Source organism: Epilithonimonas sp. JDS (assembly GCF_021261315.1).
Classification (GTDB): Bacteria; Bacteroidota; Bacteroidia; order Flavobacteriales; family Weeksellaceae; genus Epilithonimonas.
On the sequence record NZ_JAJSAX010000011.1, the window covers coordinates 12986 to 31484 of the forward strand.

Below are 18499 nucleotides of genomic sequence, written 5' to 3' on the forward strand. Positions count from 1 at the left end.
ATTCAATACAATCAAAATGATTTTAATTCGTGAAAAAATTCAACTTAATGTTATTTTCTAGTTTTTTTTGAATTACAAATATTTAACATAAAAATATGTTGTTTTATATATGCTGACTTTGAAAATAGTGATTTGTAATGTTAAATAAAATGTGCCAAAACACCTAACAAAAACTACACCAGCATTGTATTGATCAACCGGGATGTAAATGTGGTGCTACTTGTTGTAAAAGTTTTTAATTGTTTAAAATGGCAGTCGATCTGATTATTAACCTGAGATCAGAAATTTTTATATGTTCGATAATAATACAAATTATTCTAAAAATGATGAACTTCTTCAAAGTATTGGTTTTAAATTTGAAGGGATGAGGAATGAGAAAATTTTTTTTAGTCGAAGATGATCAGGCAATCAGAGAGGTAGTTGAACTTGTACTATCCTCCGAAAATTATGAAGTTGAATCATTTTCAACGGTCAGTGACTTTACAAAAAGGGATTTCAATACAAATCCCGATCTTTATATTTTCGATGTCATGTTACCTGACGGATCTGGAATAGACCTTTGTAAGGAGATAAAAAGTGATATGCAGAATAAAGATATTCCTATCATCATTATGAGTGCTCACGCTACGCTAGACCAGCTATGGATCAATTGTCAGCCTGACGATTTTATTCCAAAACCTTTTGATATTGACACCATGCTTTTAAAAGTAAAAGAGATCATTGAAAGCAAATAGAAGATTTCCATTATATTTACTTCATTGTAATGGAAAAAATATCAAGGTGTTATCTTCTCATTGATTCAGAAGACTAACAACGTTTTTGCAGCTGTGGCGGGATATTTGATAAGTTGTGAGGCATCGTATTATGGTAAACTTTGACTTACTTAATGGAATCCTATTTCCATAATCCGTAATCACTAAATAAAAATTTTATCTCAAATGGATCAATACTTGATAATATTGGTGATCCTTGGGATCGCCATTTTCAGTGTCGCTTGGATGCCTGGAATCACAAAAAAAACAGGAGTTTCTTATTCAATTTTTTATGTGGTAGTAGGAGTTTTAATATATACTGCACTGCCTGACTTTTTACCTAATCCAATGCCTGAAAAGAATCCAGACTGGATTTTGCATCTCACGGAGCTGATCGTTATTATTTCACTAATGGGTACAGGAATAAAGATCGACCGAAAGTTTTCTTTCAAAAGATGGTCCTCACCATTAAAACTGGTAAGCTTAACCATGTTTTTGTGCATCATTGCAGCATCAGCACTTGGCTATTACTTTTTAGGTTTGAGTCTTGCATCTGCGGTGCTTCTCGGTGCTGTTCTTGCGCCGACCGATCCTGTTCTGGCCTCTGATGTTCAGGTTGGACCTCCTAATGACGATATGAAATCAGAGGCCAAATTTTCGCTTACCGCTGAAGCTGGATTGAATGATGGCGTCGCATTTCCTTTTACTTGGCTCGCCATTTTGATAGGACTTGTTCTCGGTGGAAAGCAAGGGAGTTTTTTTGAATGGTTTGCAATTGACGTCATATACAAAATAACAGCTGGAATCATTTTAGGATTTCTTTGTGGAAAGGGTCTAGGGATATTACTATTCAAAGTTTCTAAAAAATATGAGGCTTTAAATACCAGAGACGGTCTGGTGGCTTTGGCGGCGACCCTATTTGTTTATGGTATTACGGAGATAATTCATGCTTATGGATTTATTGCTGTTTTTATTTGTGCAATTACTCTACGTCATTTTGAAAAAGATAGTCGATACCATGATAAACTTCACTCTTTTACAGATCAGATAGAACGTTTATTGTTATGTTTGCTGCTGCTAATGTTTGGAGGCGCAATAGCTCTAGGTATATTGGATCCCATCACCTGGGAAATGGTTGCATTTACATTTATTTTCCTTTTTATGGTCAGGCCCCTATCTGGATGGCTGGCACTTTCTTCATCTAAAATGAAAACCAAAGAAAAAATTGCCGTAGGATTTTTCGGGATCCGGGGGATGGGTTCCATTTATTACCTCGCATTTGCTTTTGGCGAGTTCAATTTTCCTTATCAGGAAAAGCTCTGGGCAATCGTTTCGCTAACTATTCTGTTTTCAATAGTTATTCATGGTCTTACCGCAACCTCCTTTATGAAACATCTCACAGAAGATGTATCGGGGTTGGATAAAAAATAGTGATTGAAATATATAAGTTACAAAAGATGTTTTTAAAAAAATCACGCTGTAAATTAAAGTTGATCAATAAACGCCGGCTGGATGTCTTAAAAAAAAAAGTTTGCCATTGCATATGAGCCTATCATATTTTATATAGGAAATATCTTTTGTATCACTGCCGAAAAAATATTTTGGGTATCGGAATCAAAGAATGCTTGTAATATACAATACTGCAAGACCATCATTTTAAGGTAATATTTTATATCTTTACTGTAATCAATAATATATGAGTACCCAACCGTTAGCTAACAAAGCATCAAGGCAGATAGATATCTTCAAGGTCAGCGGAAATATCAGTAATCCTCATTCAGATGATGTATCGGTTGAAGAACCTTTGGAGATAAAGGTTCTATATCGGGATGGTGAAACAGAGGTCATTAAGAATATCTCGGTCACTATGAGAACGCCCGGAAATGATGCAGAACTTGCTTTGGGCTTCTTGTTTACCGAAGGTATCATTTCCAGTCAGGATCAAATTAAAAACATAGAAAATCGGCTTTCAAACTGTGCAACCTCTTCTCAAAATGTGATCACTGTTGAGTTTGAAGATCATTTTACACCTAACTTAATGAATGCCGACCGAAACTTTTATACCACCTCTAGTTGTGGCGTCTGCGGAAAGGGTTCTATTGAAGCAATCAGAACAGTGAGCGTTTTTGAACAGATTAAAAAGGAATGTACAAAAATCGAACTAGGTGTGCTTTATCAGCTGTCTGACAGACTAAGATCTTTTCAGAACAATTTTACGGCTACAGGTGGCATTCATGCATCTGGAATGTTTGATACGGCTGGCAATCTTCTTGCTATTCGTGAGGACGTTGGAAGGCATAATGCATTAGATAAATTGATTGGCTATGCACTTTCCGCAAACCTTTTACCCCTCAAGAATAATATTTTGCTTCTAAGCGGGAGAGCAAGTTTTGAGCTGATTCAGAAAGCTGCGATGGCTGGAATAACAGCTGTTGCAGCAATTGGCGCGCCATCAAGCCTGGCCGTTGATCTGGCAAAAGAATTTGATATGACCCTCATTGGTTTTCTTCGGGATAATCGGTTTAATATCTACCATTTGGGAACTCATTTTAAAATAGAGAATCTATCATGAAAATTAGAATTAAAGATAATTCAGTGCGATTTCGCCTTACCCGGTCAGAAGTAGATCTGCTGGGAAGAACAGGTTCAGTTTCCTGCACCACAGAATTTATAGGGTATCATTTGGTGTACACCATCGAAAGTTCTGCGGATACTGAACTTTATGTATCATTTATCGAGAACAAAATAGTTTTAAAAATGCCTGAGGAAATGGTGATGGAATTGGTCACTACAGATAGAGTGGGATTCGATGGGCAATCAGGTTTGGTAAAGGTGTTGGTAGAAAAAGATTTTGTATGCATCGATAATTCAATCGAGGATCAGAGCGATAATTATCCCAACCCCAATCTGGAATGTTGATTTAATTCTTTATCAAAAAATTAGAATATGAAAGACAAGCCATCATCTGACCAAAATAAATTGGAAATTCATAAATTACCTTCACCTCATTCACCATATGCTCTTGGGGACTTAAAACTTAAAGATCCTAAAAACTGGGCTGCGGGTGCACCGGCAGTAATCCACTCAATGGAGCAGCTGGTAAGGAACGCATCCGTTGCGCGTGGTGGGAGAGCACTTTTCAGTATGAATCAGTTTGACGGGTTTGACTGTCCGAGTTGCGCTTGGCCCGATCCGGATGATGACCGGTCGAGCCTCGGAGAATATTGTGAAAGCGGAGCCAAGGCATTGGCCGAAGAGGCTACTTCCAAAAAAATAGGGGCTACTTTTTTCAGGGAAAATTCGGTCTTCGATCTGGCAAAACTTACGGATTTTGAGATCAGTCAGTTAGGCAGGATATCTAGGCCTATGTATCTTCCGGAAGGTGCCTCTCATTATCAGCCGATAAGCTTCGACGATGCTTTTACAAAGATTGCAGAAAAACTGAATGCACTTGACTCGCCGGATGAAGCTATTTTTTACACTTCCGGGCGAACTTCCAACGAGGCAACCTGGGTTTACCAGCTGTTTGGCCGTGAGTTTGGAACCAACAACTTTCCAGACTGTTCCAACATGTGCCACGAAACCTCAGGATATGCGCTTTCGAGGAGCATTGGCTTCGGGAAAGGCACTGTAAAGCTAGAAGATTTTTATAATACTGATCTGATTGTGATCATCGGACAAAATCCGGGTACGAATTCGCCGCGAATGCTATCGGCATTGACCAAGGGAAAGAAAAACGGTGCAAAGATCATTGCCATCAACCCGCTTCCCGAAGCTGGACTGAAGGGATTTAAGGATCCTCAGAATGTACGTGCTATACTGGATAAGCCCTTCGAATTATCTGATCTCTATCTTCCTGTAAAGATCAATGGTGATATGGCACTTCTGAAAGCACTGCAGATCTTATTACTGGAGGAAGAAGAGAAAAATCCGGGCAAAGTGCTCGATCACGATTTTATCGCAAATAAAACTGGTGGATTTGATGAACTTGCCAGAGAACTAAAATTATATGACCTCTCATTTTTATCGGAGGAGTGTGGCATTTCGTTGGAAGATCTAAGAGAAGCTGCAACGATGATCGCTGTCAAGAAGAGAATGATCGTTTGTTGGGGAATGGGAATCACACAACAGAAAAATGGGGTGGAAATGATCTACAATATTGTAAATATTCTTCTGATGAAGGGCAGTATCGGAATTCCTGGTGGAGGTGCATGTCCTGTTCGCGGTCACAGCAATGTCCAGGGAAACAGAACATTGCTGATCAATCATCATCCGACGACAGAGCAACTGGACAAGCTGGAGAATTATTATGGTTTCAAAGTTCCGAGAAAAGGCGGCTATGATGTGGTGAATGCGCTCAAAGCAATGCACGAGGGAAAAGTAAAATTTATGTTCTGCATGGGTGGCAATTTTCTTTCTGCTGCACCGGACACCACATTTACCGCTGAAGCTATGCGAAAACTGGAAATGTCTGTAATGGTTTCCGTTAAGCTAAACAGAAATCACCTGATCCACGGCAAAGAAGCGCTGATATTGCCTGTGATCTCACGAAGTGAAAAAGACATTGTCAACGGTCAGTTGCAGCACGTCAGTACAGAAAATTCCATGGGTGTTGTAGAATGGTCGAGAGGTGTATTGGAGCCAATTTCCGAACATCTGATCAATGAAACGCACGTAGCTTGCAGGATGGCAAAAGCGGTGCTTGGCTCGCGCTCAGTGATCGATTGGGATCGATTTATCAGTAGCTATGATGAGGTTCGGAATGATATCGAACAGTGTATTCCCGGATTTGAGAACTACAATGAAAGAGTGGTCCAGAAAGGCGGTTTTTATCTTCCGAATGATCCTAGGGATGGTAAGTTTACAAGTGAAAAGTATAGGGGAAAGGCGTCGTTTAATGTGACGGATGTTCCCGATAATTCGTTGGCAGATGACGAATATCTTATGGGAACTACCAGAACGCACGATCAGTTCAATACAGTGGTGTACGGACTGGACGATCGTTATCGAGGTATTTTTAATGAGAGGCGGGTAATCATGATGAATGAAAATGATATCAGGGAAGCCGGCCTTAATGAAGGAGACAAGGTCGACCTGTTCAATTATGATGATAATATTGAAAGGATAGCACCCCTCTTTGTGGTTGTAAAATACCCCATTCCAAAGAAAAGTACAATGACCTACTTTCCGGAAACTAACGTATTGGTATCAATTAACAACGTGGTAAATGGTGCCAATATGCCGGCATCCAAATATGTGCGTATCAAAATTCGCAGGCATAATCCTAATGTTTTTAACAGAATAGAGGATCATATTATCCCAGCAACAGGTACAAACAGTCGATTATGAACTGAGATGGAAGTTTATTGATTATTAAATGAATAAAAAAATAAGCCTATCTACAAAATACAGCCAACTACATATTTAAAGCTCAGATTATTGTCTTTTAAGGATCTCTGATACTTTCAACAGTTCTTCGGGCGTGTTGACATTCAAAAGCGTATCAGGTTTTAAAGGGTGGATAATCATAATGTCGTTGTTAATTAAAGTCTTGCGAAGCGACGTATTTCCAGTTACGAGACAGCCATTAAGAATAGGGTAGCTTTTAGGCTCCCAAATGGTGATCAACGGTTCAGGCAAATGGTCAGAAGGATTGCGATAAGCTGTTGCGATTTTACCAGTATTTCTGGATTTTATAAGATATTCAAGCGAATCATTGTCAAGAAGTGGAAGGTCACAGGCAACCACGATCCATGCTGCATCTGGATTGGTTTTAAAAGCAGAAAGCAGTCCGGCCAATGGACCGATATCGGAAAAAGTATCGCTTAAAAACAGGTAGTCCGGATCCAGATCTGACGAGTGATCCTGTCTGCAGGAAATATAAACTTCATCACAAAAAGGAGCTAATAGATCGGCCACGTAATAACGCTGCTCTTTTCCGTGCCAGTTGATCTTCTCTTTTGGCTTTCCCATTCTGATACTTTTTCCTCCTGCCAGCACCAGACCATTGAGGACGGGAAGTTTATTCACTTTTGAGATCATCTTTAGATTTGCTGATTCTTATGGCAAATATAAATAACTATTAAATCACCCCAATTTTTTTTTTACTGGTTTTTAAGCATGTATACTTTTGATTTGCTTCCGCCATTTTCCATTGTTAAGAAGATATTTAATGCCAAAGCTTTCTCAGGTCACGTACGCCTCTTTCCAAAAGTTTATATTCTCTTTTGGAATCGTATTTTTTTAACCTTTGTAAATAAAATACCGACTTGCTCGTAAAGCCCATCTGAAGATATTTCCTTGCCATATCTGCACCGACAACATTATCTTGGTCGAGGTAATTGATAAAAGGTTCGAAATTTTCGCCGAGCTTTCCGCATTCTTAAAAAGCCAGTATCTCCCAATCTCGGATTTGTATGGCTCGCAGATCAATACACCGTGTTCACCTTTGCCAACCTTGTACTTTTGGGGGTGCTTGCGGTAATCTATGTCGGGCTTCCAGAAACAATATTCCGCTTTGAAATTTAGGTAGCTTGGTTTGTTATTGCTCATCATAAGCAGTCTGGCAAACAAAGTGCCTTAGCTGTATTTATTTTCAGAAAAAAGACCAGTTGTCATTAGTTCTTAATTCTTTAATCAACCTGATTTAGAATGGTATAGCTGTTTGTTAGAGAAAAATTAACCTTATTTAATTTACTATCGCGAACAGTATTTGCATATAGAGTATGTTTTGAAAGGCAATCTGTCAAGTGGAAAATCACCACGAATGATAGACTGACGATTATTATGATCGGCTCATAGAATATCTTTGCTGACCTATATGAAAGAATAGGGGTAAATTTACTGTTTTCAGAAAGCGTAAAATAAATGGTCATCAGAAGTTTTAAGAGGTACGATAATTTTTTTTTCTCTCAATATTAAAATAAATCTGGTGAAAAATAACTACAAAAACAAAAAGAAGCTTACAGAAAAAATTCTGGTAAGCTTCTTTTAATGTTAAGATAGTGGAATGTAATTGTTATTTTAACTTTTCCAAGATGTTAAATTTTGCATATGATGCCTTAAGTTGGAGAAGTTGGCTTGTTACCAGAACCGTACTTTCAACACAAAGATCACCACTGTCAATTGCATTTTGATACGCATCGATTGCAGCTTTCTCCCCGAATATTACATTTTCTAGTGTTGATTCGTCTTTATCGTTTGCAAACGTATTTTTCACATCAATCCAAGCTCTGTGGAATGAGCCTGAAACACTTGTTGTATCATCAGGATTACCGCCTTTGCTCGTTATAAGGTCTATGAGATCTTGCTTCATGTCCCACCCCTCTGCAACCATATCATCATATGCCGGTCGCAGGTCAGAATAGCTTTCCCATACTTTGTCTGCAACTTTTGCAAATCCTGCTATTCTGTCATTAGTGATATTTAGCAAATCGTTCAGTACTGAAATTGTTTTGTCGTTGTTCATAATAAATAAGATTTAGTGTCCCAACAATTTTACAAGAACAATGCCTGTAGAGGCTTATGCATGTGATTTGTGAAAATATTATGCTTTTGAATTGATTTAATTAATTATAATCCTGTGAACTCAAATATTGCGTCCATATGATTGTTTAGAAATAGTTAAAAAAAATAATAGACTTTGATTTAAGAGCGCTGGATTCACATAAAATAAACATTCATCGCTTCTATGAGTTGGAAAATGTGTTACGAAATATTTGTTCCAAATTACAGTGCAGTACTATCAGCAGTTGAAATTTAATACTTTTTAATTAAAACCCGTAATGCTTCTGAAATGTGGCTTTTTGATTTGATTATATGACATTCTTTTTCCGGAAAAGTATGTTAAAATTCGTCTGATCATTATTTTTTAATCACGAATGCCTTTAATTCTGCCATCTTTCCATTTTCAAACCTCCATATATCGCAATAGTCATATTCAATCCATTGGTCAGAATTATCAAAAATTTTTATATTTCCGACAGCTGTCACATATTCGCCTTCCGAAACCAAATTTTCAACGCTAAAAATGGGTGGTTTTCTGTAAGTGTCATTGATATACCGGCTGACTTGTTCTTTTCCTGATATTATTCTGTCGCCGAGAAAGTTCCATTGGGTATTGTCAGACAGGTAGCTTAAAAAGATTTCGTGTTCACCATTGGATATAGCTTTATTAGCATTCTCCAGGATTAATTTATTCATAGGATAGTGGTTTATGCAGATTTCGGTTTTTAGTTCTGCCACTTCAAAGCGTATGCCGAGTAATATATCTTGTAGTAATTTGCTAAAAGTAAAATCTTGCAAGTCTCCTGCTTTAATCCTATACCTGTGACAAGTTATTCGACATCGTCATTATAGAATCATAATATTTCAGTTTCATTTCGCTTCTTTAATCGTCATAACCTTGTCGCTTTTCAATTTCCTGTGCGGTATCGCTTTCGATCTGTAACATCAAGTCAAGAAGGGCAGTGCTGTATCTATCATCTTCGATCCTCAATTCTTTCAGATCCAATTCTTTTCTGCCGGCTCCCCGTGCTGGTAAGATGTCCCAATATTTAATATCGTTGATTTGATCAGGTGATAAAAATACAGTGTCCCACTTATTAGAAACAAAAATTTGGTTCATTGCGGGCACTTTATAATATCCAATCTCATCAACCTCTAATTTCGAGCTTATAATTGAGGGTGTCTGATACAACTCTCGTTTATACAAAGCCCTTTGAGAGGTCCTCAGATCATCGGTTTTCTCTGCAATATATGGATGGCGTAAGTCGTAATCTACAATCTGAAAGGGTTTCTGTTTAATGCCGAGTTTAAATTTAGCTATTGGGGTGTGTTCAGTGATAAACTCCGATAATTTTTTTTCAAAGGATTTTGCAACTTCTCTGAATGGCGTGGATATGGCTATCTCGTCGGTCAAGTCAATAAATATTCCTGCGGCAGCAAGTCCGCTGTCTTTGTTGCGAACTGATCCATAAACAGACAGACTGATCCTTGCCTGATTGAATAGCCATTTGCTGCTGTGGACGACAGATCCTGACAGATTTTCCTTACCTGAATATGAATGATTATAGAGATTTTCCGATTTCACTGGCGTTCCTAAAACCTTTTCAAGTTGTTCCATGTACGGTACATGTTGTTTTTGCCAAAATCTAGATTTGATCGGTGATAGTTCATATTGAACCTGTAATACAGGCCTGTCTTCAAATGGAGCTCGCACCTCAGCTTCGATGGCCGCCAAACCAAAAATCTTTAAACAACTGCACCTGATATTTGGCCAGCCACCGTACGGTTTGAACTGTTCAATGTTCTCAAGAAGTGGTCGGACCTCATTCAAAGTTTTTCCCCACTCAATTTTAAGACGGTCGATCTGGAAATACATATTATTATTTATCATTTGTGGTGTGTCTATCTAATATTCAGAGTTGGTTACCCTGGGCAGCGGTTGTGTATCGATTAAAGTACAGATTCTACAATTAACTTCAATTAAAAATTTACTGCTAAACCTTTAGGGGTTGTGGACGCATTATTTCCTTTGAAATTCTTCTTGCATTATCTGTTCGCTTTCACGATCAAAAGTAACGAATATAACTTCTAAGCATGAGTGATTCGCCAGAAAATCTCTGACAGTTTTGATAGCTGTTGCAGCTGCCATTTTTTTCGGATACCCATAAATACCTGTACTAATACTTGGAAATGCTATCGATTTGCAGTTATTCTCTATAGCAAGCCTTAAAGAGTTTAGGTAACAGTTCTGAAGCTTTACTTTTTCATCTTTACATCCGCCTTGCCATACTGGTCCGACAGTGTGGATGACATATTTTGCAGGCAGTCGGCCTGCAGTGGTTATTACGGCATCGCCTGTTTTACAGCCACCTTGCCTAGCAATTATTCTTTTGCAATCTTCAATAATTTCCGGACCGCCTACTCTATGAATGGCACCGTCAACACCTCCTCCTCCAAGCAGTGAAGAATTAGCAGCGTTGACAATAGCGTCAGCCCTCACCATGGTGATGTCATCTCTTATAATTGTTATCATTTTTTAAAAATCAATTTTTACAGCAATCTCCTTGTTAACTTCGTAATTGATCATTTCATCAAATATTAGTAATTAAAATATTAATATTGATTTCAAAAACCATTCTTTAAAAATAGAATCCCTGATATTCGAATAATTCCTTCCTTTAATCAGACCCATATAATAGATTAAATAATAAATTACTATTTATTAACAGTATTTTAAATATTTCTTAACATTTGGCAAGCTAATTGTGTATTATGATACTCATACAATTTTATGTATTTTGTTGCGTAAGATTTAAAGAAAACTTATATCGGTTTCTTTTTTTTTATAGATATTTGAATCTTAGTTAAGATGGTAAGTTTTATTTGGTAACATATTTATAGTATTTTTCAGTCAAAACGGATCTGTAATGCTAAAACCGCCTTAAAATATGATTTAGGCAATGTAAAGACTTTTTGCTAACACTCAAAAAAAACTACTTAATTAATCATTATACTTAGAAGCCATAACGATGTGGCATTGATGCTAGCATTATTACTCATTAATGCTTTACAATAATCTTTCTGATCATTCCACTGCCTGTACCGCTCGTAATTTGATGTGCTGTTCCGTTTTTCCAAAAAACAGCTTCGGATCCTCCGCTCTGAGTCTGCTGATATCCTGCGACATAAATATCATTATCCGAAACATCAAGGCTCAATGCAGCAGAACCATCGGAGCCCAATGTAGCTGGCGAACCGTTTTTCCAGTATTTTGAAACCAGTGACTGGCTGTTAGGTAAGTTACCAGTTCCCGCTATGTACACATCATTATCTTTTACCGCAATGCTTGTACCTCCCGCATAAGAAGTTCCATCTTGAATAAGCGTAGGGGTTGCCATATTTTTAGAGTACCGGGTTTGTAATTGTCCTGAAGTGTTGTAAACAACAGACCACATCATATAGACATCGCTTCCCGCGACCGTAATATCCTGATCATCGGCTGTGGTCGTCTGGTCCGACAGATCAGTTCGCTGACCGTTTTTCCAAAAGCAGATAACAGGCGTCAGCCAATTCTGCATCCTGCGTTCTCCAATGACATATACATCGTTTCCAGTTACTGCAATACCTGTGGCAATAACGTTCTGCGCTTCATCAATAAGATCTACTGCTATCCCGTTTTTCCAATATTTTGCTGCATAGGTCGTTTCGCCCGGCTTCATTTCCTGTCCGGCAATATATACATCATTTCCGCTGATAAAAATATCATTGGCATAAGCATCCCTTGATCCATCTGTCAGATCTGTGGAAACACCATTTTTCCAGTATTTGGCAACGTATTTACCCTCGGAATTTATTTCGTATCCTACATTGTGTACATCATTTCCAATAATTACCATACCTGTAACATCCGAACTACCTGCTCCTTTACCTAACAAGACAGCGGTTCCGTTTTTCCAGTATTTGGCTTTGTAACCCTCGCGGCCCGCTGCATAGACTATAGATTCGCCAGGATTTGAAGTGTCATCGTTATCATCGCTGCTGCTGCACTGTATTGACGTAACTCCTGCAAGCAATATAATGGAGGACGTATAAAATAGAGATCTGATGTTCATAGTAAGATATTTGTTGATCTCTTGTCAAAAAGTACGCCGCATGAGACCTAAAAAGTAAAAAATTGAATCAATTAAAGATCAAAAGGCTTTGAATTTGTTAGCATTAAAAAAAACGGCTATGAAAACAGGATTGGTTTGGTTTAAAAATGATCTAAGGCTTCTTGATAATGAAGCGCTGACAAGAGCAGTTCAGGAATGTGATGAACTTATTTTCTGCTATTCAATCGAAAAAAGCAATTTCAAAAAACTGGATTTAGGATTTAAAAAATGTGACATCAATCGGTTTAAATTTATAGAACAGTCCGTTTTGGATTTGAAGAATAATCTTGAAAAATCGGGTGGTCATTTGCTGATAGGCTCAGATTCTGCTGCTCTGCTATTGCCGGAATTGGTCAAGAAATATGGTATTTCAGATATTTATGCGGAGGAAGAATATGCGAGCGAAGAACTAAATCTGATTGAGAGCATTCAAAAGATCTTGCCTAAAGTGAATTTTCATTTCTATTGGGGAAAAACGCTTTATCATAGGGACGATATTCCTTTTTCGATTTCAAAGATTCCTTTGTCAAGTAAAGCCTACAGAATTCCTGCGGCAGAAGAGTCGGAACCAAGAAAAACGTTCAAAGCACCGACAGAATTAAAAGGCGTGAAAAAGGTCAAGAGTACCAAATTCCCGTCATATAAAATGTTTCATTTTACAAAAAAAGAATATGATGATGCAAAGCCGCTTTTAGATGGCGGAGAGACCAACGCACTAGAACGACTTCAGTATTATACCTTTAAATCTGAACTTTTGACAGGGTACCGATGGTCGAGAAACCAGTCACAGGGATTGGATTACAGTTCGAAATTCTCCCCTTACTTAGCTTTAGGCTGCATATCTCCGAGGGAAATTTTTGAGAAAGTTAAAGAGTACGAAAACAAAATAAACAAAAACCAAAGCACATGGTGGCTTGTCTTTGAATTGGTCTGGCGAGACTATTTCACTTTCAAAGGAATGAAATTCGGTGATGAGATCTTCAAAACGAAAGGATATAAAAATAAAGAAATACCCTTTGAAAATAATCAGGTAAATTTCGAGAAATGGTGTGAGGGGAGAACGGGAATTCCGTTTGTAGATGCGCATATGAGACAGTTGAACGAAACAGGGTATATGAGCAATCGCGGCCGTGTCAATTGCGCCAGCTACTTCGTGCACGATCTGAATATTGACTGGACGTGGGGAGCTGCGTATTTTGAAAGCAAACTGATAGACTACGACGTGAGTTCAAACTGGATGAACTGGCATATGCAGGCATTTGAGATTTATTACACCAATCCCGTCCATCAGTCAAACAAGTATAAAGCGCAGGATTTTATACGGGAATGGATTCCGGAGTTAAAAGACTGCAATGATCTTGAAGTTTTGATTCCGTGGGAATATGATATTCCGGATTATCCCAAACCGATCGAGATTTTTCCAAAATGGGAGAGAGCGATTAATCTAATTAAAAAACTAAAAATTTAAAAACCATATTTTAAATGCTTCGGTTTTTGAAAGATTAAATAATATATCAAGCTCAACCAGTCTCTTAATAGAACTATCTATTCACTCGTTCTGGGTATTCAACTAATTTTCCGTTTGTTTTTTCAAAAATATCATTGGTAGTATCGAGTTTGAATTTCTGGTTTAATGTATTAAGAAGAGCATTGGCGAAAATATTTATTTGTTGGAGAATAAATGTTGCAAGTTTCTTTTGATGTTCTCCGAAATAATCTGCTGCTTCATCAGAATTTTTAAATGACGTTATATCTTTCTCCTGCATAAAGTCAGCGTCACAAATAATAAAAAACAATGATGCAAAAGAGAATTAGGAAATAGCGAATTGGCAGTTTCAGCTTTGGGTGTATGGGTTAAACTTTCTGGACGGAAAGTGAGCGGTAGTACCAGGTCTGTTTTCTTTTGGCTTTCTAAACATTTTATCTGTGACAGGATAGTTGTCTGCAAAAAATGGTTTTACTAGTTCTTCCGGGCCCTTCAAATCTGAATCCTTCATAGTTATGTCTTCTTCTTTCTTTTCCTGTTGACAGTAAAAAAAGAATATTGAAAATAATAGCAATACAATTGAAGCTTTCTCATAATAATAATTATTGTATTTAATAAAATATCTCACTTGAAAAAAATTCTGGTTTTTGCATAAGTGGTGAAAAACTTCATTCCTGAAGCATTTGGAAAACAACTATTTTGAATTTGATTTTTTTTTGTCAAAGTAGGGTAGAATATAGTCAGTCAGTATATTGAAAGGTAGTTTTGATTTTGAAGAATTGTAACTATTACCGGTGAATGACACAACCAGATTCAAATCTCTGACGATCATAATGTATTGTCCGCCATTCCCGGAGGCGAAGACAATATTGTAACTAAATGTTTTTGTTTTCACTTCTTCATTATACCAAGTGTACCCGTAATACGTTGACTGTGGAATAGCATTTTTATTTTTGGAAATCCCAACGTTTGAAAAACCCTCGATTTTATGACGTCTTTTTGTCATCTGCTTTATCCATTTTTGCGAAATGATTCTTTCTCCATTGTAAATGCCATCGTTTAATATCAGTTGCCCAATTTTATTCATATCACTTGTGGAAATATAAAAAGAACCCGCTGATGTTTCGTGTCCTATCGGGTCTTTTGTCCATTTGTATCTGGTAATACCTAGCGGTCTAAGAAGGAATCTATCTGCAAAATCTGTAACAGTCATTTGGGTAGAATGTGCAATTACACCACCTAATAGCATTGCATTTACTGAAGTGTAATCCCATTGGGTTCCAGGCTTATTCTTTAAAGGCAGCTCCAGACAGAATTTTAACCAGTCCTGCTTAGTTTCCATTTCACTTTCACAATCTTTATTTCCATTCCATTCTTCACAATCAAAACCAGATTTCATTTCTAGCAGATGTTCAATTGTCATGCTGTCTTTTAGAGTATCCCAATCACCATAAGGCTTATATTCCGGGAAATAAGAATATACTTTTTCGTGTACATTTTTAATATATCCTTTGTCAATGGCAATTCCTATTAATATGCCTGCCACAGACTTAAAAGCAGAACGAGCGTCGTGGAGAGCGTCTTTCTGAAATCCATTAAAATACATTTCATAAACTGTTTTACCATTTTGGGTAGCTACAATTCCTTCCAGGTTTGGGTATGAGCCATTTTCTACAACAATGGAAATACTGTCTAATTTATTTTTGGCTATTTTTTGCGCATTGATGTTTTTATGAAAAATTATCAATAGAATCAGCGTTACGAATAGTTTCATTATTTTTTTACTTATGAATTTTTCAGAGCTTTTCGGCTATTTATAATCAAAGCTTAATGATATTGCTAACTACAAATGTATTGTTACTTTTTATTTCCTAATTGTAAAAATGTAATCTCAAACAAAAAAGGCGTAATAGTAATATTATACTTGTCGAATTTTTAAAATCAGCAATCAGTTATTTGGCTTCTACAGTATCAGTTTATAAAGATTTTCTAAAACATTTTCTCCTAAAAGTAGTTCTTTTAGAAATGGATTACTTTATATTTTCACTATCAAAACTTTACCACTTATCATTTCAACCTCGTCTTTTTAATTTATTTACTTGATGAATTCGGCTGTTTCTACATTCTATCATAAATTTGTGGTGGTAATCGCTTCAAAATAATTCCGATAAGTTTCCAACGTTTGGTTATATAAACGATTTTCCTTTTCTTTTTTATTGCATCAAAAATTTGGTTCGTTGCTTTGTCTACTGATGCAACCTAGAATAGTCCTTTTCCCTTAGCCATTGCTGTAGCAACAAATCCAGGCCTTACATCGGTAACAAAAATTTGAGATTTAATTTTATTTGCTTTTTGTCGTAGTCCTTCTAAATAGTTTATTTGATAAGCTTTTGTCGCATTGTAAGAGGGTGTAATTCTATTACCACGAAGTCCGCCGACAGAACTGATTGCAACTAAATGTCCGTTCTTTTGGTTTTCAAAATAATTGAAAGCCCAATTCGCAACACAAGTAAAACCTATTACGTTCGTTTCAATTGTCCGTTTTTCAATTTCATAGTTAAGTTCTTCATTTTGGTCGCCTATTCCAGAACATATTATTAGTAGGTCAAGCCCTCCAAGTTGACTTGTCAGGATTTCTAATTTTTCAACTATTTTGTTGATGTCTGTTATATCAAAAGTCTGGGCGTAAAATAGGTTTGGATTTTCAGATCTTAATTCGTCCAGTAATTCTGTTCGTCTGCCAGTAATTCCAACATTATAGTCTTCGTCTGCCAGTCTCCTGGCTAGTCCCTTCCCAAGTCCTGATGTTGCACCGATAATTATTGCTTTCTGCATTCTAATTATTTGTGGTTATTCTTCCCCGGTTATAGGTTGTCAATATAATTCTGATATCCACTTTTCAATAAGACTTCTTTAGCTGTTAGGGTATAAAGATCCTTCCAGGAATCTTTTCCATTTTTCTCTACATACTTTGTGATTATTCTAAACCCCAACCAATAATTCAGGGTCTTTGGTGCTTCGGGAAATAATTTAATTTTATCGTTACGTAGAAGCGGATTATTACCGGAGGTATCCGAAAAGAAACCTTTTACTTTATTGAATATTTCTTTCTCATTTTTAATATACCAATTCCATTGCTGTTGATTCATGTTTTCCACCGCCTCATGTTGCGTGATCTTTCTGTCGAAGAAAACGTAGGTAAAATAGCAGGCAAAGCCCTCATCTATGGTCTGGCTTAATGCTGATTCTCTTTCCGGATCATCATTTCTGAATTTTTCATAAACGAGGTGATTGAATTCATGCGGCAATCCTTTCGTGAGGGTATACTCAACATCAACTCCGGGATTATTGAGTTCAAGAGCAAACTGTTCTGCATTGCAACCTCCAAAACCGATACCTGTGATTGGTGTAAAAAGTAAACTTAATTTCGCCTTCGGTTGGTAAGGAACCAGCATACTGAATTTACTTAGGTTTTTCTTGATCAGTTTGTTCAAATTGATGTCTGTTATTAGTTTTGTTTTTGTGATCAGATCTTGTTTGTTTTCGGAAATTAATATTCTGTTCCATTTGACCATCCCAGTGGGATTGTTAAATTTTTTCCCATTCTCATCACCGAAGATCACACCGTAGCAGCTGTCCCATAATTTTTGATGAGCCCTGTATACATTTTGTTCTATCATCGTTGAGTCAAAAATCGGTGAACGATGAGCTAAAATTTGATATTTGAATAAGTTTTTGACGGTGATATTTTCAATTTGAATAGAGTCAGCTATCTGTTCAATTTTTTTATAATCAAAATCACTTTTCATAGAAGTTTTGGTTGAACAAGAAATGATTGTGAGGATGACAAATAATAAAGAAATATATTTCATAAGAATTTTTTAAAATGACTTTAAAAATAGAGGATCTTTAACTAACGACAACTGATTGCATTGTTTTGTTACATATAAAAATGCTACGATATTATCAGCAAACCTTATCGATATTTATTTTCATTTAGCCTAATAGCAAAAGATCAGTTGGAAACATAAAAACAACCTTTTAAACCACTGGATTTCTACATTGGTTTTAAATTCTAAGGTTGAAAATTCTTAATTTATTCAGAAAACTTTCATCATAATTTATGTACTTGAATTTATATATGAGCAAATTTCAACCTTCGACATTGGCTTTGAGGATACATGATTTTCTATAGCAAATATATTCTGTTGCCCCTGCGGAAAAAAATCTTTTTGGGTATCCGAGATCAGGGATCCCAGAACCTCCGCAAAAAAATTTCAGGCTTACATCAATGTTCTTTCTTATTGTTTTCAAGGTATTGATTGCGGTTTTCCTTGTTCCTGCCTGAATGGTAATCTGCATAGAAAAAGTCAGAAACCTCACAAGATGCAATTGCAGTTCATTGAAATTTTGATCCTTATTATTCTTTAGATATAAATTAGCTTATCTGATCTTATGATCAATCAATTGATAAAATTTATTTATAGACCAGTTCTTCCGATGGAATGATAAAGTAAAGAATAGAAAAAGGTCAAAGTTTCCTTCAATCTGCAATCACAGGTTTTTGATGGCAAGTGCGGGAAAAAGAGGTCTCCGCCGTACTC

General features: G+C 36.7%; 18 protein-coding genes. 6 read left to right on the forward strand and 12 right to left on the reverse strand.

Annotated elements, in window-relative coordinates; all coding sequences use genetic code 11:
* The first annotated feature begins 371 nt into the window (after nucleotides 1–371).
* The 5 genes from LUD75_RS18655 (at nucleotide 372) to LUD75_RS18675 (ending at nucleotide 6101) form a co-directional block, all read left to right on the forward strand.
* Nucleotides 372–734, forward strand: coding sequence for a response regulator (locus LUD75_RS18655; protein ID WP_232707318.1), 363 nt, complete (start codon nucleotides 372–374; stop codon nucleotides 732–734).
* 204 nt (nucleotides 735–938) lie between these two features.
* Nucleotides 939–2183 carry a cation:proton antiporter gene (locus tag LUD75_RS18660; RefSeq protein ID WP_232707319.1) on the forward strand — a complete coding sequence of 415 codons (1245 nt, stop codon included), beginning with the start codon at nucleotides 939–941 and terminating at the stop codon, nucleotides 2181–2183.
* 265 nt (nucleotides 2184–2448) lie between these two features.
* Entirely contained in the window at nucleotides 2449–3324 is an 876-nt protein-coding gene (fdhD, locus tag LUD75_RS18665) for a formate dehydrogenase accessory sulfurtransferase FdhD (RefSeq protein WP_232707320.1), read from the forward strand.
* Entirely contained in the window at nucleotides 3321–3671 is a 351-nt protein-coding gene (locus LUD75_RS18670) for a hypothetical protein (protein ID WP_232707321.1), read from the forward strand. The genes fdhD and LUD75_RS18670 overlap by 4 nt, the downstream gene beginning before the upstream one ends.
* 27 nt (nucleotides 3672–3698) lie before the next feature.
* On the forward strand, nucleotides 3699–6101 hold the full coding sequence (locus LUD75_RS18675) for an FdhF/YdeP family oxidoreductase (RefSeq protein ID WP_232707322.1): 2403 nt from the start codon (nucleotides 3699–3701) through the stop codon (nucleotides 6099–6101).
* Nucleotides 6102–6188: 87 nt separating this feature from the next.
* Here LUD75_RS18675 and LUD75_RS18680 read toward each other — a convergent pair whose 3' ends face one another.
* From LUD75_RS18680 to LUD75_RS18710, 7 genes are all read right to left on the reverse strand, one after another.
* A complete protein-coding gene (locus LUD75_RS18680; protein WP_232707323.1) occupies nucleotides 6189–6782 on the reverse strand; it encodes an NTP transferase domain-containing protein in 594 nt (197 codons plus the stop codon).
* Between the two features lie 213 nt (nucleotides 6783–6995).
* Nucleotides 6996–7304, reverse strand: coding sequence for a DUF4385 family protein (locus LUD75_RS18685; protein ID WP_232707324.1), 309 nt, complete (start codon nucleotides 7302–7304; stop codon nucleotides 6996–6998).
* Between the two features lie 466 nt (nucleotides 7305–7770).
* Nucleotides 7771–8220, reverse strand: coding sequence for a PA2169 family four-helix-bundle protein (locus LUD75_RS18690; protein ID WP_232707325.1), 450 nt, complete (start codon nucleotides 8218–8220; stop codon nucleotides 7771–7773).
* 395 nt (nucleotides 8221–8615) lie between these two features.
* Nucleotides 8616–8954, reverse strand: a complete 339-nt coding sequence (locus LUD75_RS18695; protein ID WP_232707326.1) for a nuclear transport factor 2 family protein — start codon at nucleotides 8952–8954, stop codon at nucleotides 8616–8618.
* 187 nt (nucleotides 8955–9141) lie between these two features.
* Nucleotides 9142–10134 carry a hypothetical protein gene (locus LUD75_RS18700; RefSeq protein WP_232707327.1) on the reverse strand — a complete coding sequence of 331 codons (993 nt, stop codon included), beginning with the start codon at nucleotides 10132–10134 and terminating at the stop codon, nucleotides 9142–9144.
* 144 nt (nucleotides 10135–10278) lie between these two features.
* The gene (locus LUD75_RS18705) at nucleotides 10279–10791 is read right to left on the reverse strand and encodes an O-acetyl-ADP-ribose deacetylase (protein WP_232707328.1); all 513 of its coding nucleotides are present in this window, start codon (nucleotides 10789–10791) and stop codon (nucleotides 10279–10281) included.
* A 526-nt stretch (nucleotides 10792–11317) separates the two neighbouring features.
* Nucleotides 11318–12370 carry a hypothetical protein gene (locus tag LUD75_RS18710; protein ID WP_232707329.1) on the reverse strand — a complete coding sequence of 351 codons (1053 nt, stop codon included), beginning with the start codon at nucleotides 12368–12370 and terminating at the stop codon, nucleotides 11318–11320.
* Nucleotides 12371–12488: 118 nt separating this feature from the next.
* Here LUD75_RS18710 and LUD75_RS18715 point away from each other — a divergent pair, with 118 nt between their 5' ends.
* Nucleotides 12489–13877 (forward strand): DASH family cryptochrome, encoded by a 1389-nt coding sequence (locus LUD75_RS18715; protein ID WP_232707330.1) that lies wholly within the window; start codon nucleotides 12489–12491, stop codon nucleotides 13875–13877.
* A 73-nt stretch (nucleotides 13878–13950) separates the two neighbouring features.
* Here the strand turns inward: LUD75_RS18715 and LUD75_RS18720 are convergent, their stop codons facing one another.
* The 5 genes from LUD75_RS18720 to LUD75_RS18740 all read right to left on the reverse strand — a co-directional run bounded on the left by LUD75_RS18720 (nucleotide 13951) and on the right by LUD75_RS18740 (nucleotide 17767).
* Complete coding sequence (locus LUD75_RS18720) at nucleotides 13951–14175, reverse strand: hypothetical protein (RefSeq protein ID WP_232707331.1); 225 nt, start codon at nucleotides 14173–14175, stop codon at nucleotides 13951–13953.
* A gap of 69 nt (nucleotides 14176–14244) precedes the next feature.
* The gene (locus LUD75_RS18725; RefSeq protein ID WP_232707332.1) at nucleotides 14245–14406 is read right to left on the reverse strand and encodes a hypothetical protein; all 162 of its coding nucleotides are present in this window, start codon (nucleotides 14404–14406) and stop codon (nucleotides 14245–14247) included.
* A gap of 183 nt (nucleotides 14407–14589) precedes the next feature.
* On the reverse strand, nucleotides 14590–15669 hold the full coding sequence (locus LUD75_RS18730) for a serine hydrolase (RefSeq protein WP_232707333.1): 1080 nt from the start codon (nucleotides 15667–15669) through the stop codon (nucleotides 14590–14592).
* Nucleotides 15670–16154: 485 nt separating this feature from the next.
* Nucleotides 16155–16730, reverse strand: coding sequence for an SDR family NAD(P)-dependent oxidoreductase (locus tag LUD75_RS18735; protein WP_232707334.1), 576 nt, complete (start codon nucleotides 16728–16730; stop codon nucleotides 16155–16157).
* Nucleotides 16731–16759: 29 nt separating this feature from the next.
* The gene (locus LUD75_RS18740; RefSeq protein WP_232707335.1) at nucleotides 16760–17767 is read right to left on the reverse strand and encodes a DUF2268 domain-containing putative Zn-dependent protease; all 1008 of its coding nucleotides are present in this window, start codon (nucleotides 17765–17767) and stop codon (nucleotides 16760–16762) included.
* Between the last annotated feature and the right edge of the window lie 732 nt (nucleotides 17768–18499).

Excerpts from the sequence above, each read along its gene's own strand:
- LUD75_RS18670 (WP_232707321.1), top strand. The coding sequence starts at position 3,321 with ATGAAAATTAGAATTAAAGATAATTCAGTGCGATTTCGCCTTACCCGG.
- LUD75_RS18700 (WP_232707327.1), bottom strand. The coding sequence starts at position 10,134 with ATGTATTTCCAGATCGACCGTCTTAAAATTGAGTGGGGAAAAACTTTG.
- LUD75_RS18695 (WP_232707326.1), bottom strand. The coding sequence starts at position 8,954 with ATGAATAAATTAATCCTGGAGAATGCTAATAAAGCTATATCCAATGGT.
- fdhD (WP_232707320.1), top strand. The coding sequence starts at position 2,449 with ATGAGTACCCAACCGTTAGCTAACAAAGCATCAAGGCAGATAGATATC.
- LUD75_RS18715 (WP_232707330.1), top strand. The coding sequence starts at position 12,489 with ATGAAAACAGGATTGGTTTGGTTTAAAAATGATCTAAGGCTTCTTGAT.
- LUD75_RS18725 (WP_232707332.1), bottom strand. The coding sequence starts at position 14,406 with ATGAAGGATTCAGATTTGAAGGGCCCGGAAGAACTAGTAAAACCATTT.
- LUD75_RS18660 (WP_232707319.1), top strand. The coding sequence starts at position 939 with ATGGATCAATACTTGATAATATTGGTGATCCTTGGGATCGCCATTTTC.
- LUD75_RS18710 (WP_232707329.1), bottom strand. The coding sequence starts at position 12,370 with ATGAACATCAGATCTCTATTTTATACGTCCTCCATTATATTGCTTGCA.
- LUD75_RS18705 (WP_232707328.1), bottom strand. The coding sequence starts at position 10,791 with ATGATAACAATTATAAGAGATGACATCACCATGGTGAGGGCTGACGCT.
- LUD75_RS18675 (WP_232707322.1), top strand. The coding sequence starts at position 3,699 with ATGAAAGACAAGCCATCATCTGACCAAAATAAATTGGAAATTCATAAA.
- LUD75_RS18720 (WP_232707331.1), bottom strand. The coding sequence starts at position 14,175 with ATGCAGGAGAAAGATATAACGTCATTTAAAAATTCTGATGAAGCAGCA.
- LUD75_RS18740 (WP_232707335.1), bottom strand. The coding sequence starts at position 17,767 with ATGAAATATATTTCTTTATTATTTGTCATCCTCACAATCATTTCTTGT.
- LUD75_RS18690 (WP_232707325.1), bottom strand. The coding sequence starts at position 8,220 with ATGAACAACGACAAAACAATTTCAGTACTGAACGATTTGCTAAATATC.
- LUD75_RS18735 (WP_232707334.1), bottom strand. The coding sequence starts at position 16,730 with ATGCAGAAAGCAATAATTATCGGTGCAACATCAGGACTTGGGAAGGGA.
- LUD75_RS18685 (WP_232707324.1), bottom strand. The coding sequence starts at position 7,304 with ATGAGCAATAACAAACCAAGCTACCTAAATTTCAAAGCGGAATATTGT.
- LUD75_RS18655 (WP_232707318.1), top strand. The coding sequence starts at position 372 with ATGAGAAAATTTTTTTTAGTCGAAGATGATCAGGCAATCAGAGAGGTA.
- LUD75_RS18730 (WP_232707333.1), bottom strand. The coding sequence starts at position 15,669 with ATGAAACTATTCGTAACGCTGATTCTATTGATAATTTTTCATAAAAAC.